At 42.6% G+C, this 15,944-nt stretch carries 21 protein-coding genes; 8 read left to right on the forward strand and 13 right to left on the reverse strand.

Annotation, left to right across the window (positions count from 1 at the left end; genetic code table 11):
• Nucleotides 1-14: 14 nt before the first annotated feature.
• From H4I94_RS10020 to H4I94_RS10050, 7 genes are all read right to left on the reverse strand, one after another.
• Nucleotides 15-599 carry a CvpA family protein gene (locus H4I94_RS10020; RefSeq protein WP_261183010.1) on the reverse strand — a complete coding sequence of 195 codons (585 nt, stop codon included), beginning with the start codon at nt 597-599 and terminating at the stop codon, nt 15-17.
• Nucleotides 596-1,606 (reverse strand): quinone-dependent dihydroorotate dehydrogenase, encoded by a 1,011-nt coding sequence (locus H4I94_RS10025; RefSeq protein WP_261183011.1) that lies wholly within the window; start codon nt 1,604-1,606, stop codon nt 596-598. The genes H4I94_RS10020 and H4I94_RS10025 overlap by 4 nt, the downstream gene beginning before the upstream one ends.
• 90 nt (nt 1,607-1,696) lie before the next feature.
• Complete coding sequence (locus H4I94_RS10030; RefSeq protein WP_261183013.1) at nt 1,697-2,176, reverse strand: type II secretion system protein M; 480 nt, start codon at nt 2,174-2,176, stop codon at nt 1,697-1,699.
• Nucleotides 2,176-3,315, reverse strand: coding sequence for a type II secretion system protein GspL (gene gspL, locus H4I94_RS10035; RefSeq protein WP_261183014.1), 1,140 nt, complete (start codon nt 3,313-3,315; stop codon nt 2,176-2,178). The genes H4I94_RS10030 and gspL overlap by 1 nt, the downstream gene beginning before the upstream one ends.
• 30 nt (nt 3,316-3,345) lie before the next feature.
• Entirely contained in the window at nt 3,346-3,801 is a 456-nt protein-coding gene (gene sixA, locus H4I94_RS10040; protein ID WP_092818444.1) for a phosphohistidine phosphatase SixA, read from the reverse strand.
• Between the two features lie 71 nt (nt 3,802-3,872).
• On the reverse strand, nt 3,873-4,946 hold the full coding sequence (locus H4I94_RS10045; RefSeq protein WP_092818445.1) for an NAD(P)H-dependent glycerol-3-phosphate dehydrogenase: 1,074 nt from the start codon (nt 4,944-4,946) through the stop codon (nt 3,873-3,875).
• A gap of 33 nt (nt 4,947-4,979) precedes the next feature.
• Nucleotides 4,980-5,555 carry a nitroreductase gene (locus H4I94_RS10050; RefSeq protein WP_261183015.1) on the reverse strand — a complete coding sequence of 192 codons (576 nt, stop codon included), beginning with the start codon at nt 5,553-5,555 and terminating at the stop codon, nt 4,980-4,982.
• Nucleotides 5,556-5,783: 228 nt separating this feature from the next.
• Here H4I94_RS10050 and H4I94_RS10055 point away from each other — a divergent pair, with 228 nt between their 5' ends.
• Nucleotides 5,784-6,164, forward strand: coding sequence for a hypothetical protein (locus H4I94_RS10055; protein WP_261183016.1), 381 nt, complete (start codon nt 5,784-5,786; stop codon nt 6,162-6,164).
• A 122-nt stretch (nt 6,165-6,286) separates the two neighbouring features.
• On the opposite strand, the gene rhlB is transcribed toward H4I94_RS10055, so the two are convergent.
• Both rhlB and H4I94_RS10065 read right to left on the reverse strand, forming a co-directional pair.
• A complete protein-coding gene (gene rhlB, locus H4I94_RS10060) occupies nt 6,287-7,438 on the reverse strand; it encodes an ATP-dependent RNA helicase RhlB (RefSeq protein ID WP_092818448.1) in 1,152 nt (383 codons plus the stop codon).
• A gap of 99 nt (nt 7,439-7,537) precedes the next feature.
• Entirely contained in the window at nt 7,538-7,750 is a 213-nt protein-coding gene (locus H4I94_RS10065) for a cold-shock protein (RefSeq protein ID WP_004648643.1), read from the reverse strand.
• A 382-nt stretch (nt 7,751-8,132) separates the two neighbouring features.
• On the opposite strand from H4I94_RS10065, the gene H4I94_RS10070 reads away from it, so the two are divergent.
• From H4I94_RS10070 to H4I94_RS10090, 5 genes are all read left to right on the forward strand, one after another.
• Nucleotides 8,133-8,366, forward strand: a complete 234-nt coding sequence (locus tag H4I94_RS10070; RefSeq protein ID WP_131272842.1) for a sulfurtransferase TusA family protein — start codon at nt 8,133-8,135, stop codon at nt 8,364-8,366.
• Nucleotides 8,367-8,506: 140 nt separating this feature from the next.
• Nucleotides 8,507-9,376 carry an RNA polymerase sigma factor RpoH gene (rpoH, locus tag H4I94_RS10075; RefSeq protein WP_092818450.1) on the forward strand — a complete coding sequence of 290 codons (870 nt, stop codon included), beginning with the start codon at nt 8,507-8,509 and terminating at the stop codon, nt 9,374-9,376.
• 146 nt (nt 9,377-9,522) lie between these two features.
• Nucleotides 9,523-9,888, forward strand: a complete 366-nt coding sequence (locus H4I94_RS10080) for a DUF423 domain-containing protein (protein WP_261183017.1) — start codon at nt 9,523-9,525, stop codon at nt 9,886-9,888.
• A gap of 16 nt (nt 9,889-9,904) precedes the next feature.
• Entirely contained in the window at nt 9,905-10,102 is a 198-nt protein-coding gene (thiS, locus tag H4I94_RS10085; protein WP_261183065.1) for a sulfur carrier protein ThiS, read from the forward strand.
• Nucleotides 10,103-10,113: 11 nt separating this feature from the next.
• The gene (locus H4I94_RS10090; protein ID WP_131272734.1) at nt 10,114-10,899 is read left to right on the forward strand and encodes a thiazole synthase; all 786 of its coding nucleotides are present in this window, start codon (nt 10,114-10,116) and stop codon (nt 10,897-10,899) included.
• A 48-nt stretch (nt 10,900-10,947) separates the two neighbouring features.
• Here the strand turns inward: H4I94_RS10090 and H4I94_RS10095 are convergent, their stop codons facing one another.
• The 3 genes from H4I94_RS10095 to H4I94_RS10105 all read right to left on the reverse strand — a co-directional run bounded on the left by H4I94_RS10095 (nt 10,948) and on the right by H4I94_RS10105 (nt 12,690).
• On the reverse strand, nt 10,948-11,283 hold the full coding sequence (locus tag H4I94_RS10095) for a putative quinol monooxygenase (protein WP_261183018.1): 336 nt from the start codon (nt 11,281-11,283) through the stop codon (nt 10,948-10,950).
• 27 nt (nt 11,284-11,310) lie between these two features.
• Nucleotides 11,311-11,892 (reverse strand): NAD(P)H-dependent oxidoreductase, encoded by a 582-nt coding sequence (locus H4I94_RS10100; protein ID WP_261183019.1) that lies wholly within the window; start codon nt 11,890-11,892, stop codon nt 11,311-11,313.
• Nucleotides 11,893-12,078: 186 nt separating this feature from the next.
• Nucleotides 12,079-12,690, reverse strand: coding sequence for a glutathione binding-like protein (locus H4I94_RS10105; RefSeq protein ID WP_092818456.1), 612 nt, complete (start codon nt 12,688-12,690; stop codon nt 12,079-12,081).
• 218 nt (nt 12,691-12,908) lie between these two features.
• Here H4I94_RS10105 and H4I94_RS10110 point away from each other — a divergent pair, with 218 nt between their 5' ends.
• Both H4I94_RS10110 and trmB read left to right on the forward strand, forming a co-directional pair.
• Complete coding sequence (locus H4I94_RS10110; RefSeq protein ID WP_261183066.1) at nt 12,909-14,357, forward strand: SulP family inorganic anion transporter; 1,449 nt, start codon at nt 12,909-12,911, stop codon at nt 14,355-14,357.
• Nucleotides 14,358-14,487: 130 nt separating this feature from the next.
• The gene (trmB, locus tag H4I94_RS10115; protein ID WP_092818457.1) at nt 14,488-15,204 is read left to right on the forward strand and encodes a tRNA (guanosine(46)-N7)-methyltransferase TrmB; all 717 of its coding nucleotides are present in this window, start codon (nt 14,488-14,490) and stop codon (nt 15,202-15,204) included.
• A 58-nt stretch (nt 15,205-15,262) separates the two neighbouring features.
• On the opposite strand, the gene H4I94_RS10120 is transcribed toward trmB, so the two are convergent.
• On the reverse strand, nt 15,263-15,937 hold the full coding sequence (locus tag H4I94_RS10120; RefSeq protein ID WP_180041797.1) for a class I SAM-dependent methyltransferase: 675 nt from the start codon (nt 15,935-15,937) through the stop codon (nt 15,263-15,265).
• Nucleotides 15,938-15,944 lie beyond the last annotated feature (7 nt).

Raw genomic sequence — 15,944 nt, forward strand, 5'->3', positions numbered from 1 at the left:
CAAACAAGCTAGGATTAATAAAAAGGATTATTTGTTGATTCGCCTGTACGCGCTGCATGTTTCTGCGTTTTTTCAGACGATGTGTCGGAAGATGACGCTGCATCTTCAGACTTGATATGAGAAAGTGCCCCTTGCGCCGCTTCTTTAGAAAGTTCAGTCGCCCAGGGTGCATACGGAATAAGGAGTTGTACAAATTTAGACTGTTTCCAGTGCGGAGAACTTTCCACCCAGGGGCCCAGGCCCTGCATGGTGATGAGTACAATCAATAAACCTTTTAAAGAGCCAAAAGCGCCACCCGCCAAACGGTTTAACGGGCCGAGTTTCAGGCTTTTTAATATCTTGTTGAGTAAGGCAGTAATAATCCAGGTTAAAACCACCATCAGCAATACAATAAATGCAAAAGCTGCTATTTTTTGTACTACCGGATCTCCACTGAGTGAGACCATCGAAGGTGCCAGGATGGTTGCGTATTTTGCACCGACTATGAGTGCAAAAACCCATCCTACCAAGTTCGCAAAGGCTGAAACCAATCCTTGTCGCAAACCGTTGAGCCCTCCAATGAGCAAAATAATCAGTATGAAGATATCCAGCGTATTCATGGCGTGTTTAAAGCATCAATACAGTCTTTAATCAGGGCTGGACCTGTATATATGAGGCCACTATAAATTTGTACAAGGCTGGCACCTGCCTGCTGTTTCGCAGCGGCCTGTTCGCCAGACAAAATCCCGCCTACCCCGATCAATGGAATCTGACCTTGTAATACTTTAGCAAAAGCGGCAAGACAAGCGGTACTTTTTTCAAATACCGGAGCGCCAGACAAGCCACCCGCTTCATTGCCATATTTCAGGTTTTCTACCCCTTCACGAGACAAGGTGGTATTGGTCACAATCAAACCATCAATTTTAAACTGGATTAACTGTTTGGCAATGAACTGAATATCTTCATTGCTCAGATCCGGTGCAACTTTCAGCACCAGAGGCACATAATGCTGATGCTCTTCCGCCAGTTCAAGCTGACGCTTTTTCAAGGTTTGCAGCAACTCGGTCAAGGCATCGCCGCTTTGCAGGCTGCGCAAATTTTTGGTATTCGGCGATGAAATATTGACCGTGATATAGGAAGCGTAGTTATAAACTTTTTCCAGGCAAATCAGATAATCATCAACGGCATTTTCAACAGGAGTATCGGCATTTTTACCAATATTAATACCTAAAATGCCCTTGAATTTTGCTGCCTTGACATTTTCAATCAGCTTGTCTACCCCGTCATTATTAAAGCCCATACGGTTAATAATGGCCTTGGCTTCAGGCAAGCGGAATAAACGGGGATGCGGATTGCCCGATTGGGGACGTGGTGTAATGGTTCCAATTTCAATAAAACCAAATCCCAGTCCAGCCAGGGCATCAATATAAGCGCCATTTTTGTCTAAACCGGCCGCCAAACCTACCGGATTGGGAAATTCAATTCCCATACAGGTCACAGGTTTGGACGCTACGTTTTGACGCATCATGCCCATGCGATGAGCTGATTTCAATAACGATAGTGTGAGCTCATGTGCACGCTCCGGTGCTAAAGAAAACAACAAAGGGCGGGCAAGAGAATACAACATATCTATAAAAGTCTACTGCTTTTTAAGTCGCCATATTATAGGCATAGCCCGGAGAAAACACCATGCTTAGCAGATCTTTATTTTTACCCTTTATTGCACTGTCGCTGTTAATTTAATCTGTCCCGCCTCGGAAATTAATTCTATTTTCTCAAGACTTAGACCCATCTGCGCCAATTGGGTTAAAAAATTTGCCAAAATGGCATAATTTTCATGTGCCGCGACAATCTGGATTTGCTCGCCTGTTTGTTGGGATGCCACAGACAATCCCTGCTGCTGGGCAACGCGCTGGACTTTATCTGCCGCACTTAACTGCACATCATCTGCAGCTTTCATGGTCACTGCATTGCTTTGCATCCACACGATCATGTCTTTAAAGTCATTGACCCGATTCTGCTGTTTATTCGCAGCGGCATGCATATACCAAAGGGCTGAACCAATAGCCGCAACCAGCACAAAAATCGTGGTAAAGATCACCAGATAACGTTCACGTTGCGACAGCTGATCCAGATAATCCGTGGCTCGCTCAATGAATTGGTCAATCGAGTTTTGCAGTTTTTCTGATGTATTCATTATTGTATTTTCACCAATCCAATTGCACCTGCACCATTGGGCTGAATATTGCCTAATTCTGCCTTAAAGCCTTGCTGATTGAGCTGCTGGGTCAAGTTTTGCAAAGCAGTCGCAGAGTTGGCTTTCAATTCCATATTTAAAATAGAAGCATCATAATTGATCCGATTAGCCACAATCTGATTTTGCATCAGTACCGGACCAATCCGGCTCAGTAACTGTAAAGCTTGAGTGTTGGCACTTTTATTCAAGCGTACATGACTTTCAAACTGGCTTTTTAAATTCTGCTCGGTCACACGGCTGCTCTGACCAAACCAGTACTTATACTGATCAATGGCTTGTAAAGCAGTCTGATCCGCCACCTTTTTATATTTATACCAGCGTGTTGCGTCATAGCCAAACTGGACCACAACAGCAGCAACCAAGACCGCAGCACAGGCTTTCCAATAGCCCGATATACCCTGACTGTTTTTAGCTTTAGGCAAAATATTAAAAGGATGATGTTGCGCTTTTTTTAATACCGGCACTTCATAATGAAAAGATTCAATCCGTTCATGCGTCACCATGGCTTCAAGGCTTTGCATTTGTTCAGCAGTAAAATTGCTGATTTTATAAGATTGCCCCGGAGTCTGATAATCTAAAAAAAGTGCCAGATCATCTACCGAATTGCCCATAAATTCGCTTTCACGGACCAGCAAGCGTCCTGACAGATTCGCAATGATGGTTTTTCCCACCTCTGGAACCGGTAAAACAAGAAAATCCGGTAATAAGGAAACAACCTTAACCGGGATTAAGTTCAAGGCATGTTGTAAGGTTTCAACGGTGCTATTGGCTACACCTAAAATGATCAATTGATCTGGATGTTGAAAATGATGCAATATTTTCATTGAATCGATGGGCAAAACCACAAATTCTTCTAATAAATATTTGACCCCATCCGCACCCAATTTCTTGTATTGGGGCCTGGATAGACTCTGTTGCAGCATTTGTACATCGCGACTGGGAAAAAATACAATCGCTTCCTGTCCATGATAGCCTTGAATATCTTGAATTAATTGTTCAAGACTAGAGGCCTGAGACCAGCTCTCTCCAGTCGACCATTGCCAAACCCCATTGGCTTCAGGCATCCATAAATACAACATTAATGTTTTTCTGCCGTTTTAATTAATATTTTATGCGTTTGGAATAAAACTTTTTAACTGTGTTGATAAACCAGTTGCAATCACTGCCTGTTCATATATCCGCGCTTCAGCCAGAGCATACGGATGAAAAGGTTCTGCTGTCAACAATGCTGCAATATGCGCCACCACATTCATATGGCACACTACCACAATAGACTCATAAGGAAGCTGAGACAGCCAGTCCACTGCCAATTTTGCGTCATCATCCGGCTTAATCTTATTGCATACCAGCACGGGTACATCACGAAAATAATGTTGCAAATGTGCCAGGGTTTCCTGCGCACGCAATAAAGGACTCACCACAAAGGCATCAGGCCGGATGATATCCTTTAAATATTCTGCGGTAAGTTGGGCCTGCGTATGTCCACGCTCGGTCAAAGGACGCTTGTCATCATTGCCATGCACCGCAGGAGCGGCTTCACCATGACGGACTAAGGTAAGTTGCATAAAAATTCCTTATTTTCAAATATGCAGCAATTATAACCAAGCTTTATGAACGCAATAAGATGATTTAAAAATTACACTTCATTGTGAGGTAAAACAAACTCCACATCACTACGGTGACCATTTTTCATGAGTGAAAGTGCAATGCTTAAAGGTGGCGCACCTTCAAAAATCACATCATATAAAGCACTGGTAATTGGCATATACACACCTAATTCTTCCGAACGGCTGCGCACCTGCACAATGGTATTGATCCCTTCCGCAGTTTGCCCCAATTCTTGGGTGGCCTGTTCCAGGGTCTTACCTGAACCCAAGGCAAAACCCACCTGATAGTTACGGCTGAGCGGACTATTACAGGTTGCAAACAAGTCACCCACGCCAGACAATCCCAGGAATGTCAGCGGGTTTGCACCCAGTTTCACCGCAAAACGGCTCATTTCTGCCAGTGCGCGGGTCAGAATCATGCTCTTGGTGTTTTCACCCACTTTATAAGCAGCAGCCATGCCCATGGCAACCGCATAGATATTTTTTAAAGCTCCACCCAGTTCCACACCATGCACATCATCACTACCAAAAACCCGGAACAATGCACTATGCAATGCTTGCTGTACAGCATAACGTACCAGCTCTGACTGGCTGGCAATGACCGTTCCTGCAGGTTGCCCGGCCATAATTTCCTTGGCCAGGTTCGGCCCGGAAAGCACACCATAGGGAACCTGGGGCAATTCTTCACGAATAATATCGCTCATAAAATGAAAGGTTTTCGCCTCAATGCCTTTGGTTAAGGAAATCACGGCCTGCGAGCTGATAAAAGGCTTGATTTGTTTCAGTACATCGCGAAAAGAATGGCTAGGAATAGCCACCAGAATAATGTCACGATTACAGACAGCCGTTTCTAAATCCGATACCGCCTTTAAACCCGGCTCCAAAACAAAATCGGGTAAATAGCGTTTATTGATATGGGTCTGATTAATTTCTGCTGCTGCTGCCTCATCACGAATCCAGATCATGGTGTCGCAACCATTGCGTACAGCAGTATTGGCCATTGCAGTACCAAAACTGCCACCACCCAACACGGTCACACGCAAGGCCGTTTTTTGATCAATTGCAACCGGTTCAACAAGATCTGAAAATTTCAACTCTGACATTATTTTTATATCTCAACTCATGATTCAATACAGTTACTTATTCCAATAACTGACATAGTTTTGTGTATCCACTGCTGTACGCGCTGGAATCGCTTTCGCTGCGGTTCCAATATAAATAATTCCAGAAATTAAATCATCTTCTGACAGCTCCAAGATTCGCTTAAACAATGGCGACTCAACCACTGCCCCGCTGCGCCACATGGTTGAAAAGCCTTGCACTTGCAAAGACAACAAGAAGTTTTCAATTGCTGCGCCTGAACTTAAGGTCTGTTCAAAATTAGGAACTTTCGGGTGTGGCTGAAATTGGGTTAAGGCCAAAACCAGTAATGGTGCACGAAATGGATGATTTTTTACCCGCTCCAATTGAACAGGATCAGTTTCACCTAAATCCGCCAAAGCTCTGGAAAGCAACTCCCCAAAAGCTTCACGCTGATCGCTCGGAATGACAACAAAACGGGTGGGCTTTAACCGATGATGGTCCGGCGCAGTCAAAGCTGCCTGAAAGGCTTTCTCCAGTTGCTCTGCATTCGGCGCAGGCTCAACCAAATGCCCAATCGACTGACGCTGATGAATATTCTGATGAACCGTATCTACCGCTGAATCCGTCATTGACTTTGATATCTATTTACTAAAATATTTCACCAAGATTAGCATAATCTTGTTCAGTTACTCTAGAGCGTTAAGTGAATGTCTACTCCACAATGGCCGACTGAACTAAGCTTCAGTCACAGAGAGTTCATATAAAGCTGCATATTTCATACAAGTCCTTCAAAAATCATTCAAAAAATCATGTTCAAATAGCTTAAATTCTCTTTAAAACAATCCAGGGGGAAAAAGATGAAACAAGTCTTTGCACTCGCTTCAACTGTTGCCGTTGCTCTCGCCTTAACTGCCTGTGCATCCAATCCGACCACATCTTTAGCGATCCAAAAAGAAAATAATCAATATGAAGTGACGGGAATTGGTAAAAGCAGTTTAATTTCTAAAAATAACGCGATTACTGCAGCAAATAACGCCTGTGGTAAAAAAGCCACACCCGTCATCGTGAATGAAAAAACTGAATACAACGGTGCCTTAAAAGGTGTAGTCGATGAGCAAACCGGACAAATGATTCAGGCTGCAACCACTGTCCTTGGTACCTTGGCTGGCAAAAGTGGCAGTCTGGCACGCGATGAAGACTATCAAACCGTACTGACCTTCACTTGTCGAGCCAACTAAATATTCAAAGAATGGTCTATTTCATCTTATTCATTGAATAAAGCTGTCTAAAGCCCAAACAAAAAAGCCGCTTATTGAAGCGGCTTTTTCTACTCTTTAATGCGGCAATAAATTTCTTAAAACTAGCAATACCCTTCCAGACGGGTCAAAGGCAATTTCTGGCCAATCGCTTTTTCAATTTCCGGAAGATAGAACGCATCATCTTCAGACAGGAAACTGATACTCACCCCACGCGTTCCCGCACGACCGGTACGGCCTATACGATGCACATAGTCATCCGACTGTTCAGGCAAGGTAAAGTTGATCACATGTGAAACACCATCCACATGAATACCACGACCTGCAACATCGGTTGCGATCATAATATTATGCTGACCGTTCTTAAACTGATCCAGCATTTTCAGGCGCTTGTCCTGTGCAATTTCACCTGAAAGCATCACCACCTTATAACCGTCTTTTTTCAGGTGATCATAAAGCTTGCGTACCTGGTCACGACGGTTGGCAAAAATCATGACTTTTTCAATCGGCTCATCCCGCAGGATTTCTTGCAACAACTTATATTTATCTGTTTTGGCAACCATATACACGCGCTGTTCTACATCGGCATTGGTTTTCTTTTCCGGCTCAATTTCCACAGTCACCGGTTCGAACAACCACTGTTGCGCCAGATTCAACACATCATAGCTAAAGGTGGCAGAGAACATTAAGGTTTGACGTTGTTCTTTACGTGGAGAAAAACGCACAATACGTTTTACCGATGGAATGAAGCCCATATCCAGCAAACGGTCTGCTTCATCAATCACCAAAAATTCAATCTGGTCCAGCCAGACTTCTTTTTGTTCTACAAAGTCGATTAAACGACCTGGTGTCGCCACAATAATATCGACAAAATTTTTATCCAGCTGGGCTTTCTGCTTATCAAAATCTACCCCACCCAGCAAAGTCACCAGATGCAGGTCGGTAAATTTGGTCAGCTCTTTGGCATCACTTTCAATCTGTAAAGCCAGCTCACGTGTAGGCGCAAGAATCAGCGCACGCGGCTCGCCACGAAAGCGTTGTTCTTTAATCGGATTATTCAGCAAATCATTAATGACACTGACCAGGAAAGCCGCTGTTTTTCCTGTACCGGTTTGTGCACGGCCAATGGCATCATGTCCAGCCAAAGTGAATTTTAAAACCTTTTCCTGAATAGGTGTCATTTCTTTGAAACCTAAAGCATCAATCGCCTGTTTCAGTTTCGGATGTAAATTTAAGGTTTCAAAACCAGATGACATATAAAGGTGCTCTAACTTAATGATCAGGAAAAATAGGAATCTATTATAAACAAAAACGCCCCAAATTACATTGGGGCGTTCTCATGAATAATCAGGCGATTAGTCTAAAGGTTGTACTTCTTCCGCTTGGAAGCCTTTTTGACCTTTAACTACGCTGAATTCAACACGTTGACCATCACGAAGTGAACGGTGGCCGTCACCTTGGATAGCGCGGAAATGAACGAATACGTCGTCGCCGCCGTTACGTTGAATAAAGCCGAAGCCTTTAGTGTCGTTGAACCATTTAACTACGCCTTGTTCACGAGCTGTCATAAGTTAATCCTCATTGTATTTAATTAAAGGACCACCCGGTGTTGCAAACAGCAGAGTAAACAAGGTTTAAAAATAATTATTATTTCTAAGCTTGTAATCATTCTGTATTACTATTAACAAAATCCCGGTTACATCCATTGCGATATTCATTTTAAGACAGCTGAAATAGCGTCATTAATTTTGAATACGCGACGAGCTTAACACGGGTTTATGACAATTCATACTGTTTTTTTTGATTAATCTTCTTTTTGATTCCGCTTCTTTTTTACTAATTATTTCCTTATTTTAGATAAGTACTTTTATGTTGAAGTTATATAATTTTATTGGGCTTTGGCACCAAATTTGCTAAGATTTAACTAAATTGAATTAGATATTGAATGTGATGAATGATCTGGCCAATTCAGCAGTAATCATTGATGCGATGGGCAAGCCTTGCCCCATGCCCTTATTGATGCTTAAACGAGCAATTAAGAATAATTCTGGCGGCATTTTTTTACTCAAGTCTTCAGATCCGCATAGTCAGCAAGATGTAACGCGTTATTGTTCCATGCATCAAATGAACTGCAATATGACCAAAATTTCTGATTTTGAGTATCACTACTTAATTGAATCTTAATTATTTTCAATTAAACTAGAACGTTTCAAATGTGCATAAAAAATTACATTTCTCTACCCAAATTTCCTAATTTCAGAGAAATATTGGATTAAGATAAATTTATTAAGATGGTTATGTCATCCAACTCTCAAGGAGAACACATGAGTGACAGCAGCAATCAATTGATGCCCCTGTCATTATCGGCACCAGGGGTAAATCTCGGTGCTTATATTAGTACTGTCAATCAGATTCCTATTTTAACGGCTGAACAAGAAAAAGAGTTGGCCGAACGCTACTTCTACGACCAAGATTTAGATGCTGCGAAAATGCTCGTGATGTCTCATTTACGTTTTGTGGTGCATATTGCCCGCAGTTATGCCGGTTATGGTTTGCCGCAAGGCGACCTGATTCAGGAAGGCAACCTTGGCTTAATGAAAGCCGTGAAACGCTTCGACCCGAATATGGGCGTGCGCTTGGTGTCATTTGCCGTACACTGGATTAAAGCAGAAATTCATGAATACGTGATTCGTAACTGGCGTATTGTTAAAATTGCCACCACGAAAGCCCAACGTAAATTATTCTTTAATTTACGCAGCTTAAAAAAGTCCAGTAAAAAACTTACCCTGGACGAAGCACAATCCATTGCCAATGACTTGAATGTCACGCCTGAACAGGTACTGGAAATGGAAGGCCGCCTGACTGCCTATGATGCTGCTTTTGAAGCACAAGGCGATGACGATGATGAAGGCTCGACCCATGTCGCTCCAGCCTTATATCTGGAAGATAACCGTTACGATCCGGCACGTTTGGCTGAAGAAGAAGACTACGAAGAACAAAGTACTTCTGCCCTGCATGATGCCATGGATCAACTGGATGACCGTTCACGCAATATTTTACAGCGTCGCTGGCTGGATGATGAAAAATCAACCCTGCATGAGCTGGCTGCAGAATATAACGTGTCTGCCGAGCGTATTCGCCAGCTTGAAAAAAATGCCATGGAAAAAATTAAAGTGGCCATGTCATCCAACTAAGTGCTCGAATACATGTAGGGTATTTTGAAAAAAGGGCTGAGTGCTCTTTTTTCATCTTTAGGCTGCGGTAATGTTGCTTTTTGCCTTTCGTGCAAGTGCCAGAATATGCTAAGTTATGCGCAAATTTATTCAGGTGGTCATTGCTTATGTGGATTGCAATTTCAGCCCTCAATTTAGCTTTTGCCGTCATGCTTGGTGCTTTTGGTGCCCATGGCTTAAAAACACGTGCTACTGAAGCTCAATTGGCGTGGTGGCATACCGCAACTGATTATTTTTTCTATCATGCGCTTGGACTTTTGACGCTTGCCATTTTAGCCAAAGTGCTTCCCCAGCTTCCCATTAAAGCCAGCTTTATCCTGATTCAGGTCGGTATTTTCTTTTTCTGTGGCTCACTGTATGTCATGGCCTTAGGCCTACCCCGCGTTTTAGGTGCCATTACTCCAATTGGCGGTGCTTTGATGATTGCTGGCTGGCTGGTTCTGGCGTGGAATGCCTTTAAATACGTGAAATAAATAAAGGGAATGAATGATGCAGATTTATTTAAATGGCGAAGCAAAAAATACCACATGCACCAATCTATTAGAATTAATTCAAGAGCTTGAACTTGAAGGTAAACGTTTTGCTGTAGAACAGAATGAAATGATCATTTCCAAAAGCAGATTGGCACAGACCCCAATTTGCGCTGAAGATCATATTGAAATTATTCATGCCGTCGGTGGCGGTTAATCGGAGCTCCCATGGAAGACACCCCACTTATAATTGGTTCTCGTACATTTAATTCACGCTTACTGGTCGGTACAGGTAAATATAAAGATTTAACTGAAACCGATTTAGCCATTCAGGCCAGCGGTGCAGAGATCGTCACTGTCGCAATCCGTCGGGTCAATATCGGCCAGCATCCGGATCAGCCGAATTTGCTTTCGGTTGTGCCGCCAGAAAAATATACCATTCTGCCCAATACTGCAGGCTGCTTTGATGCCAACAGTGCCGTGCGTACCTGTATGTTGGCGCGTGAACTGCTGGATGGGCACAACCTGGTGAAACTGGAAGTGCTGGGTGATGAAAAAACCCTTTACCCGAATGTCACTGAAACCTTAAAAGCAGCACGTACCTTAATTGACGACGGTTTCGAGATTATGGTCTACACCTCGGATGACCCGATTATTGCTCAGGAATTGGAGAGTATGGGCTGTGTAGCGATTATGCCTTTGGGCAGTCTGATTGGTTCAGGTCTGGGCATTTTAAATCCGCATACCATTTCCATTATTAAGGAAAATGCCAAAGTTCCGGTACTGGTCGATGCCGGTGTCGGTACTGCCAGTGATGCCGCGATTGCAATGGAACTGGGCTGTGATGGCGTACTGATGAATACCGCCATTGCCGCTGCGCAAAATCCGGTTTTAATGGCCTCGGCAATGAAAAAAGCCGTTGAGGCTGGTCGTGAAGCATTCCTTGCTGGCCGTATGCCACGTAAACGCATGGCCAATGCCAGCTCACCTGAAACCGGTTACTTCTTTAAATAATTTTAATTCAACAATAAAAAAGGCGATATAGATCGCCTTTTTTATATTTCAAGAAAATGCACTTAACGGGTTTAGCCCTTTCTGCATAATCCGGATTTTTACATCCAATACATCATCTTTAACTTGCTGCTGGTAGGCTTGCATATGTGAGGTCTGTAAATGTGCATTTAAATGTTCAATACTTTCCCACTGTTCTAACATGATAATTGAATCAGGAACTTTGGTCTGATAATGAACATTTGAATCATGATCTACCAGTAATTCATAACCGTGACAGCCTTCTTCCTGTAAAACAACAGGTGTTATGTTCCTAAAGGCATTTAATACATTTTCACGATGTTGAACACCCGGGCGAATCTGAATATCTGCAATCACAATCAACATGGTTTACTCCTTAAACAGCCGATCAAGTTAGGCAAAGATATTCATCAGATGTTGACGATAGTCATGTTCATATTGAGCAACATTGGGCATCTTAATCACATCATTCACAATGAAAGTTTCTAAACTTTGCATACCCAAAAATTGATTGGCTTTATGAAAGGGCAAATAAACCCCGTCGACCCCAACACCCTGAAAAAATTGCTCAGGATCATTAAAAGCTTCGATGGGTGCATTCCAGGTTAAGGACAACATATACTTTTTATCGTGAATGAGACCACCCGAACCATATTTTTTCGATGCATCCGAACGCGATCGACCATCACTGGCATATAAAGTGCCATGCCCTTCGGTAAAAATATCATCCATATATTTTTTTACTGTCCACGGTGCACCCATCCACCACCCAGGCATTTGATAAATAATGACATCTGCCCATACATATTTTTGAATCTCTTCCTGAATTTCATAATCGCTATCTGCACGGGAAATTTTAACGCGATGCCCCAGCTCGCCAAGCACAGTATCTGCCAACTCAGTCAAGGTGTCATTTAACTCGCCATTTGAGTGTGCAAACTGTTTGGCACCATTCACGATCAGGATATTACTCATTTATTCGCCTTTGAGGATTCTTTGTCAGCGGTCAATATACTTAAATACCTTATTGATAAAAATTCATGTATTTGCAAAATACTATTGATAAAAAATCAACAATAAAATTATTGATCAAGCAGCTTCCAACCAATTTTTAAAGCTAAAAAAGCACCCTCAGGTGCTTTTTCAAATCATTGAAGAGAATTATGGAATCAAGCCTTCATCTCGCATGGCAATCTGTACTGACTGACGTTCTGCCACTTTATTACGCAGGGCAATAATATTTTTATACGGCGTAAGATCATGACCAATACCATTCGACCAGTTTGTGAGTACAAACAGATAAGCATCTGCCGGGCCAAAGTTATCATCCACCAGATAATCGTTATCTGATTCGCCAATTGCTTTATCGATATAAGTTAATAAACGGTCGATTTCGGCATAAGCTTTTTCTTTCGCTTCTTTTTCCAGGGGAGCCCCAAAGAAAACTGCATAAGCATCATGTAATTCTGAGTTTAAATATCCCAACCATTCCAGAACTTTGGCACGCCCTAGTCCTGAGGGTGGAATCAAATCTTGTTTAGGGTCGTGCTGAGCAAGGAAAGGTAAAATGGCAACGTTTTCAGTAAGAATCAGACCCGGATTAATTTCTAAGGCCGGAACATAACCTTTAGGGTTAATCTCGTAATAATCTGTTCCTTTTTCAGTTTTATGTGTTTTTAAATCAACGCGCTCCAAGTCAAAATCAACATTAATTTCATTTAAAATAATGTGTGATGCCAAAGAACATGCACCTGGAGAATAATAAAGCTTCATACCTGATCCTTGTTATATATCTATTCACTGTTTTAAATTGCTTCTAACAAACTTTCAAGTGATCAAACCTGTAAATTGCAAAAAAGCGTAAATGTATAAAAATCACTTACTCTTTGAATATTGTATAAATCACGCATATTTTCAAGTCAAACTCGTATGCTTTTTTGACTGAACTTGTTTTACCATACGCATCTTTAAAATTTGTGAAATCAATTAGCGTGATTAACCTGAAAAAAGAACAATGGTTTTCCAATATCCGTACCGATGTATTGGCGGGTCTGGTGGTGGGTTTAGCCTTAATTCCCGAATCCATCGCTTTTTCGGCGATCGCAGGTGTTGACCCGCAAGTCGGCTTATATGCCTCTTTTTGTATAGCCGTAACGATTGCTTTTTTTGGCGGTCGCCCTGCCATGATATCTGCGGCTACCGGTGCCATGGCATTATTGATGATTACCCTGGTGAAAGATCATGGGCTGCAATACTTATTGGCTGCCACGATTTTAACCGGGATCATTCAGGTGATTGCAGCCTACTTTAAAGTGGCAAAACTGATGCGTTTTGTTTCGCAGTCCGTAGTTTATGGTTTTTTAAATGCCCTTGCCATTTTGATTTTTGCCGCACAACTGCCGGAAATGAGCAAAATGGATAGCTTAGGCTATTTATTTATGGCACTGGGTCTGGGCATCATTTATCTGTTTCCTTATTTGCCCAAAATTGGCAAAACCCTTCCCTCACCTTTAATCTGTATTGTGGTACTGAGTGGTTTAGCTATTTTACTGGGTGCCGACATGCGTACCGTCAGTGATTTGGGACAGTTTCCGGATACTTTGCCAATTTTCCTGATTCCAGGCATTCCGCTGAACTTCGAAACGCTGCAAATCATCTTCCCTTATTCCATCACTCTAGCCACGGTCGGTTTACTGGAGACCATGATGACCACCACAGTAATTAATGAGGTGACTGAAACGGAATCCGACCGTCATCAGGAATGTCGCGGCCAAGGGATTGCCAATATTGTCAGTGGCTTTATGGGCGGTATGGCAGGTTGCGCCATGATCGGCCAGTCCATCATTAATGTATCTTCAGGTGCACGTACCCGACTGTCAACTTTAGTGGCTGGCGTGTTCTTGCTTTGTCTGGTTGTTTTTTTTAAAGACTGGCTGGCTTATGTGCCCATGGCAGCATTGGTGGCGATTATAGTGATGGTAGCCTTCACCACTTTCCAATGGGACTCGGTCAAACAGTTCCGTCAGCATCCTGCTGCATTTAATGTGGTGATGATTGCTGTGGTGATTGTGGTACTGGCAACGCATAACCTGGCTTTGGGCGTGTTGACTGGTGTGCTGCTGTCTGCACTGTTCATTATCAACAAGCTGGAAAGTGAAGTGAAAGTACAATCGACCTTGCACAATCAGCAACGCCACTATGTGATTACCGGGCAAATCTTCTTTAGCAGTTCAGAAAAATTCTTCCAGTTTTTTGACTTTAAAGAAAATGTTTCCAAAGTTGTGATCGATCTGAGTCATGCCCATGTTTGGGATATTACTTCAGTGAATATGCTGAATAACGTGGTGCAGAAATTTAAAGATCAAGCTATTGAGGTTGAAGTGATAGGCTTGAACGAAGCCAGCAGCACCTTGATTGCTCAATACAATCAATCTTCATAAAAGATAAACAGCTTGCGGGTTCTTTTATTTTTAAAGCTACTTTTAGCGACCGAAAAAACCGAGAAAAGTTTGACTTGTCAGGCTCAGGACTTAAAATACCGCATTCGTATTTTTTACATTTGCCAAAATTATGTCGAACGATCCATTAGACCAGCAAGTCGTAGAGCTGGACAACTTGAATGAACATCGCGAAATTGTCACTTTTATGCGTCGTTCATCTCCGCTGAATACCTCTCAACGTACTGCGCTTGAACAATATGGTCACCTAATTTTGGAATATCCGGTGGGTGATTTACGTCAGCAGTTTGAACATCCAGAACGTCCGCTTACTGTAGAAATCGGTTTCGGTATGGGACGTTCACTGGTGCTGATGGCGAAAGCCAACCCTGAGCGTAACTATGTCGGTATTGAAGTGCATGTTCCGGGTATTGCACAATGTGTGTATGAAGCGGGTATGGCAGGCTTAACCAATCTACGTTTGCTTGATGCCGATGCCATTCAGGTACTGCGTGAAATGCCTGACAACAGCATTAACGCGATCCAGCTGTATTTCCCTGATCCATGGCAAAAGAAACGTCATTTCAAACGTCGCTTTGTATCGCACGACCGTATGCCGCTGGTTGAACAGAAACTGGAAATGGGCGGTACCTTCCACTCGGCGACCGATTGGGAACCGTATGCTGAATGGATGCTGGATGTTTTGGATAACCGTCCAAACCTTGAAAATATGGCCGGCAAAGGCAACAGCTACCCTCGCCCGGAATGGCGCCCGCAAACCAAGTTTGAGCGTCGCGGCTTAGAGGAAGGTCATAAAATCAATGATTTTCTGTTCAAGAAAATCAAATAACCTTAATTGACAGCATAAAAATGGCTCATATCAATGAGCCATTTTTTATACTCAAAGTTTAAGCTTTTATCGCCATATAACCTTGATAGGATAAAATCTGGGTAAACCGCTGCACAGCATCGAAACCACTCGCTTTCAGTTGTTCAAAAGTTTCCTGCTCCGATAATGGATAAAAATCATCCTCCATGCGTTCTACCATGGCAGCAGCTTGTGCGGGGGTCAAACCATTGGCTTCGCAAATCTGTTTTAATGTTTCCAGCTCATAGACCGAGTTTATTTTGGTTAAGTCAAAAGTTATGAATATTCCTTGCGATTTTAAATGCGAAGAAATAGCCTTAAAGAACTTGGGCTTATCTGCATAATTGACAAAATGCGTCACCAGAATGGAAAGTACTGCATCATAGGATGGGCCCGTTTTTAACTGGTCTACCTCACCCAATACAAATTCCACCCGATGTGATGCATTTAAGGTGTGGATATGATGTCTGGCTTTATCCAGCATGTTTTGCGACAACTCTGTTGCGGTAAAGGTCCAGTCAGGAAACAACTGGACCAGATGACCCAGCTCATAGCCCGTACCACAACCGACAATCAGCACATGCGCATACTCATCCACATAAGCTTTTAATAAAGCTGTAATTTGCTGATGTACCACTTCATAACCAGGAATGAGCTTACGGATGTGTAAATCATAACCATCTACCACATACTGGCTATTAAAATCCTTTGCCATAAGTGCC

It is taken from the genome of Acinetobacter sp. T_3_1 (assembly GCF_025377055.1).
Taxonomy (GTDB): Bacteria; Pseudomonadota; Gammaproteobacteria; order Pseudomonadales; family Moraxellaceae; genus Acinetobacter; species Acinetobacter kookii.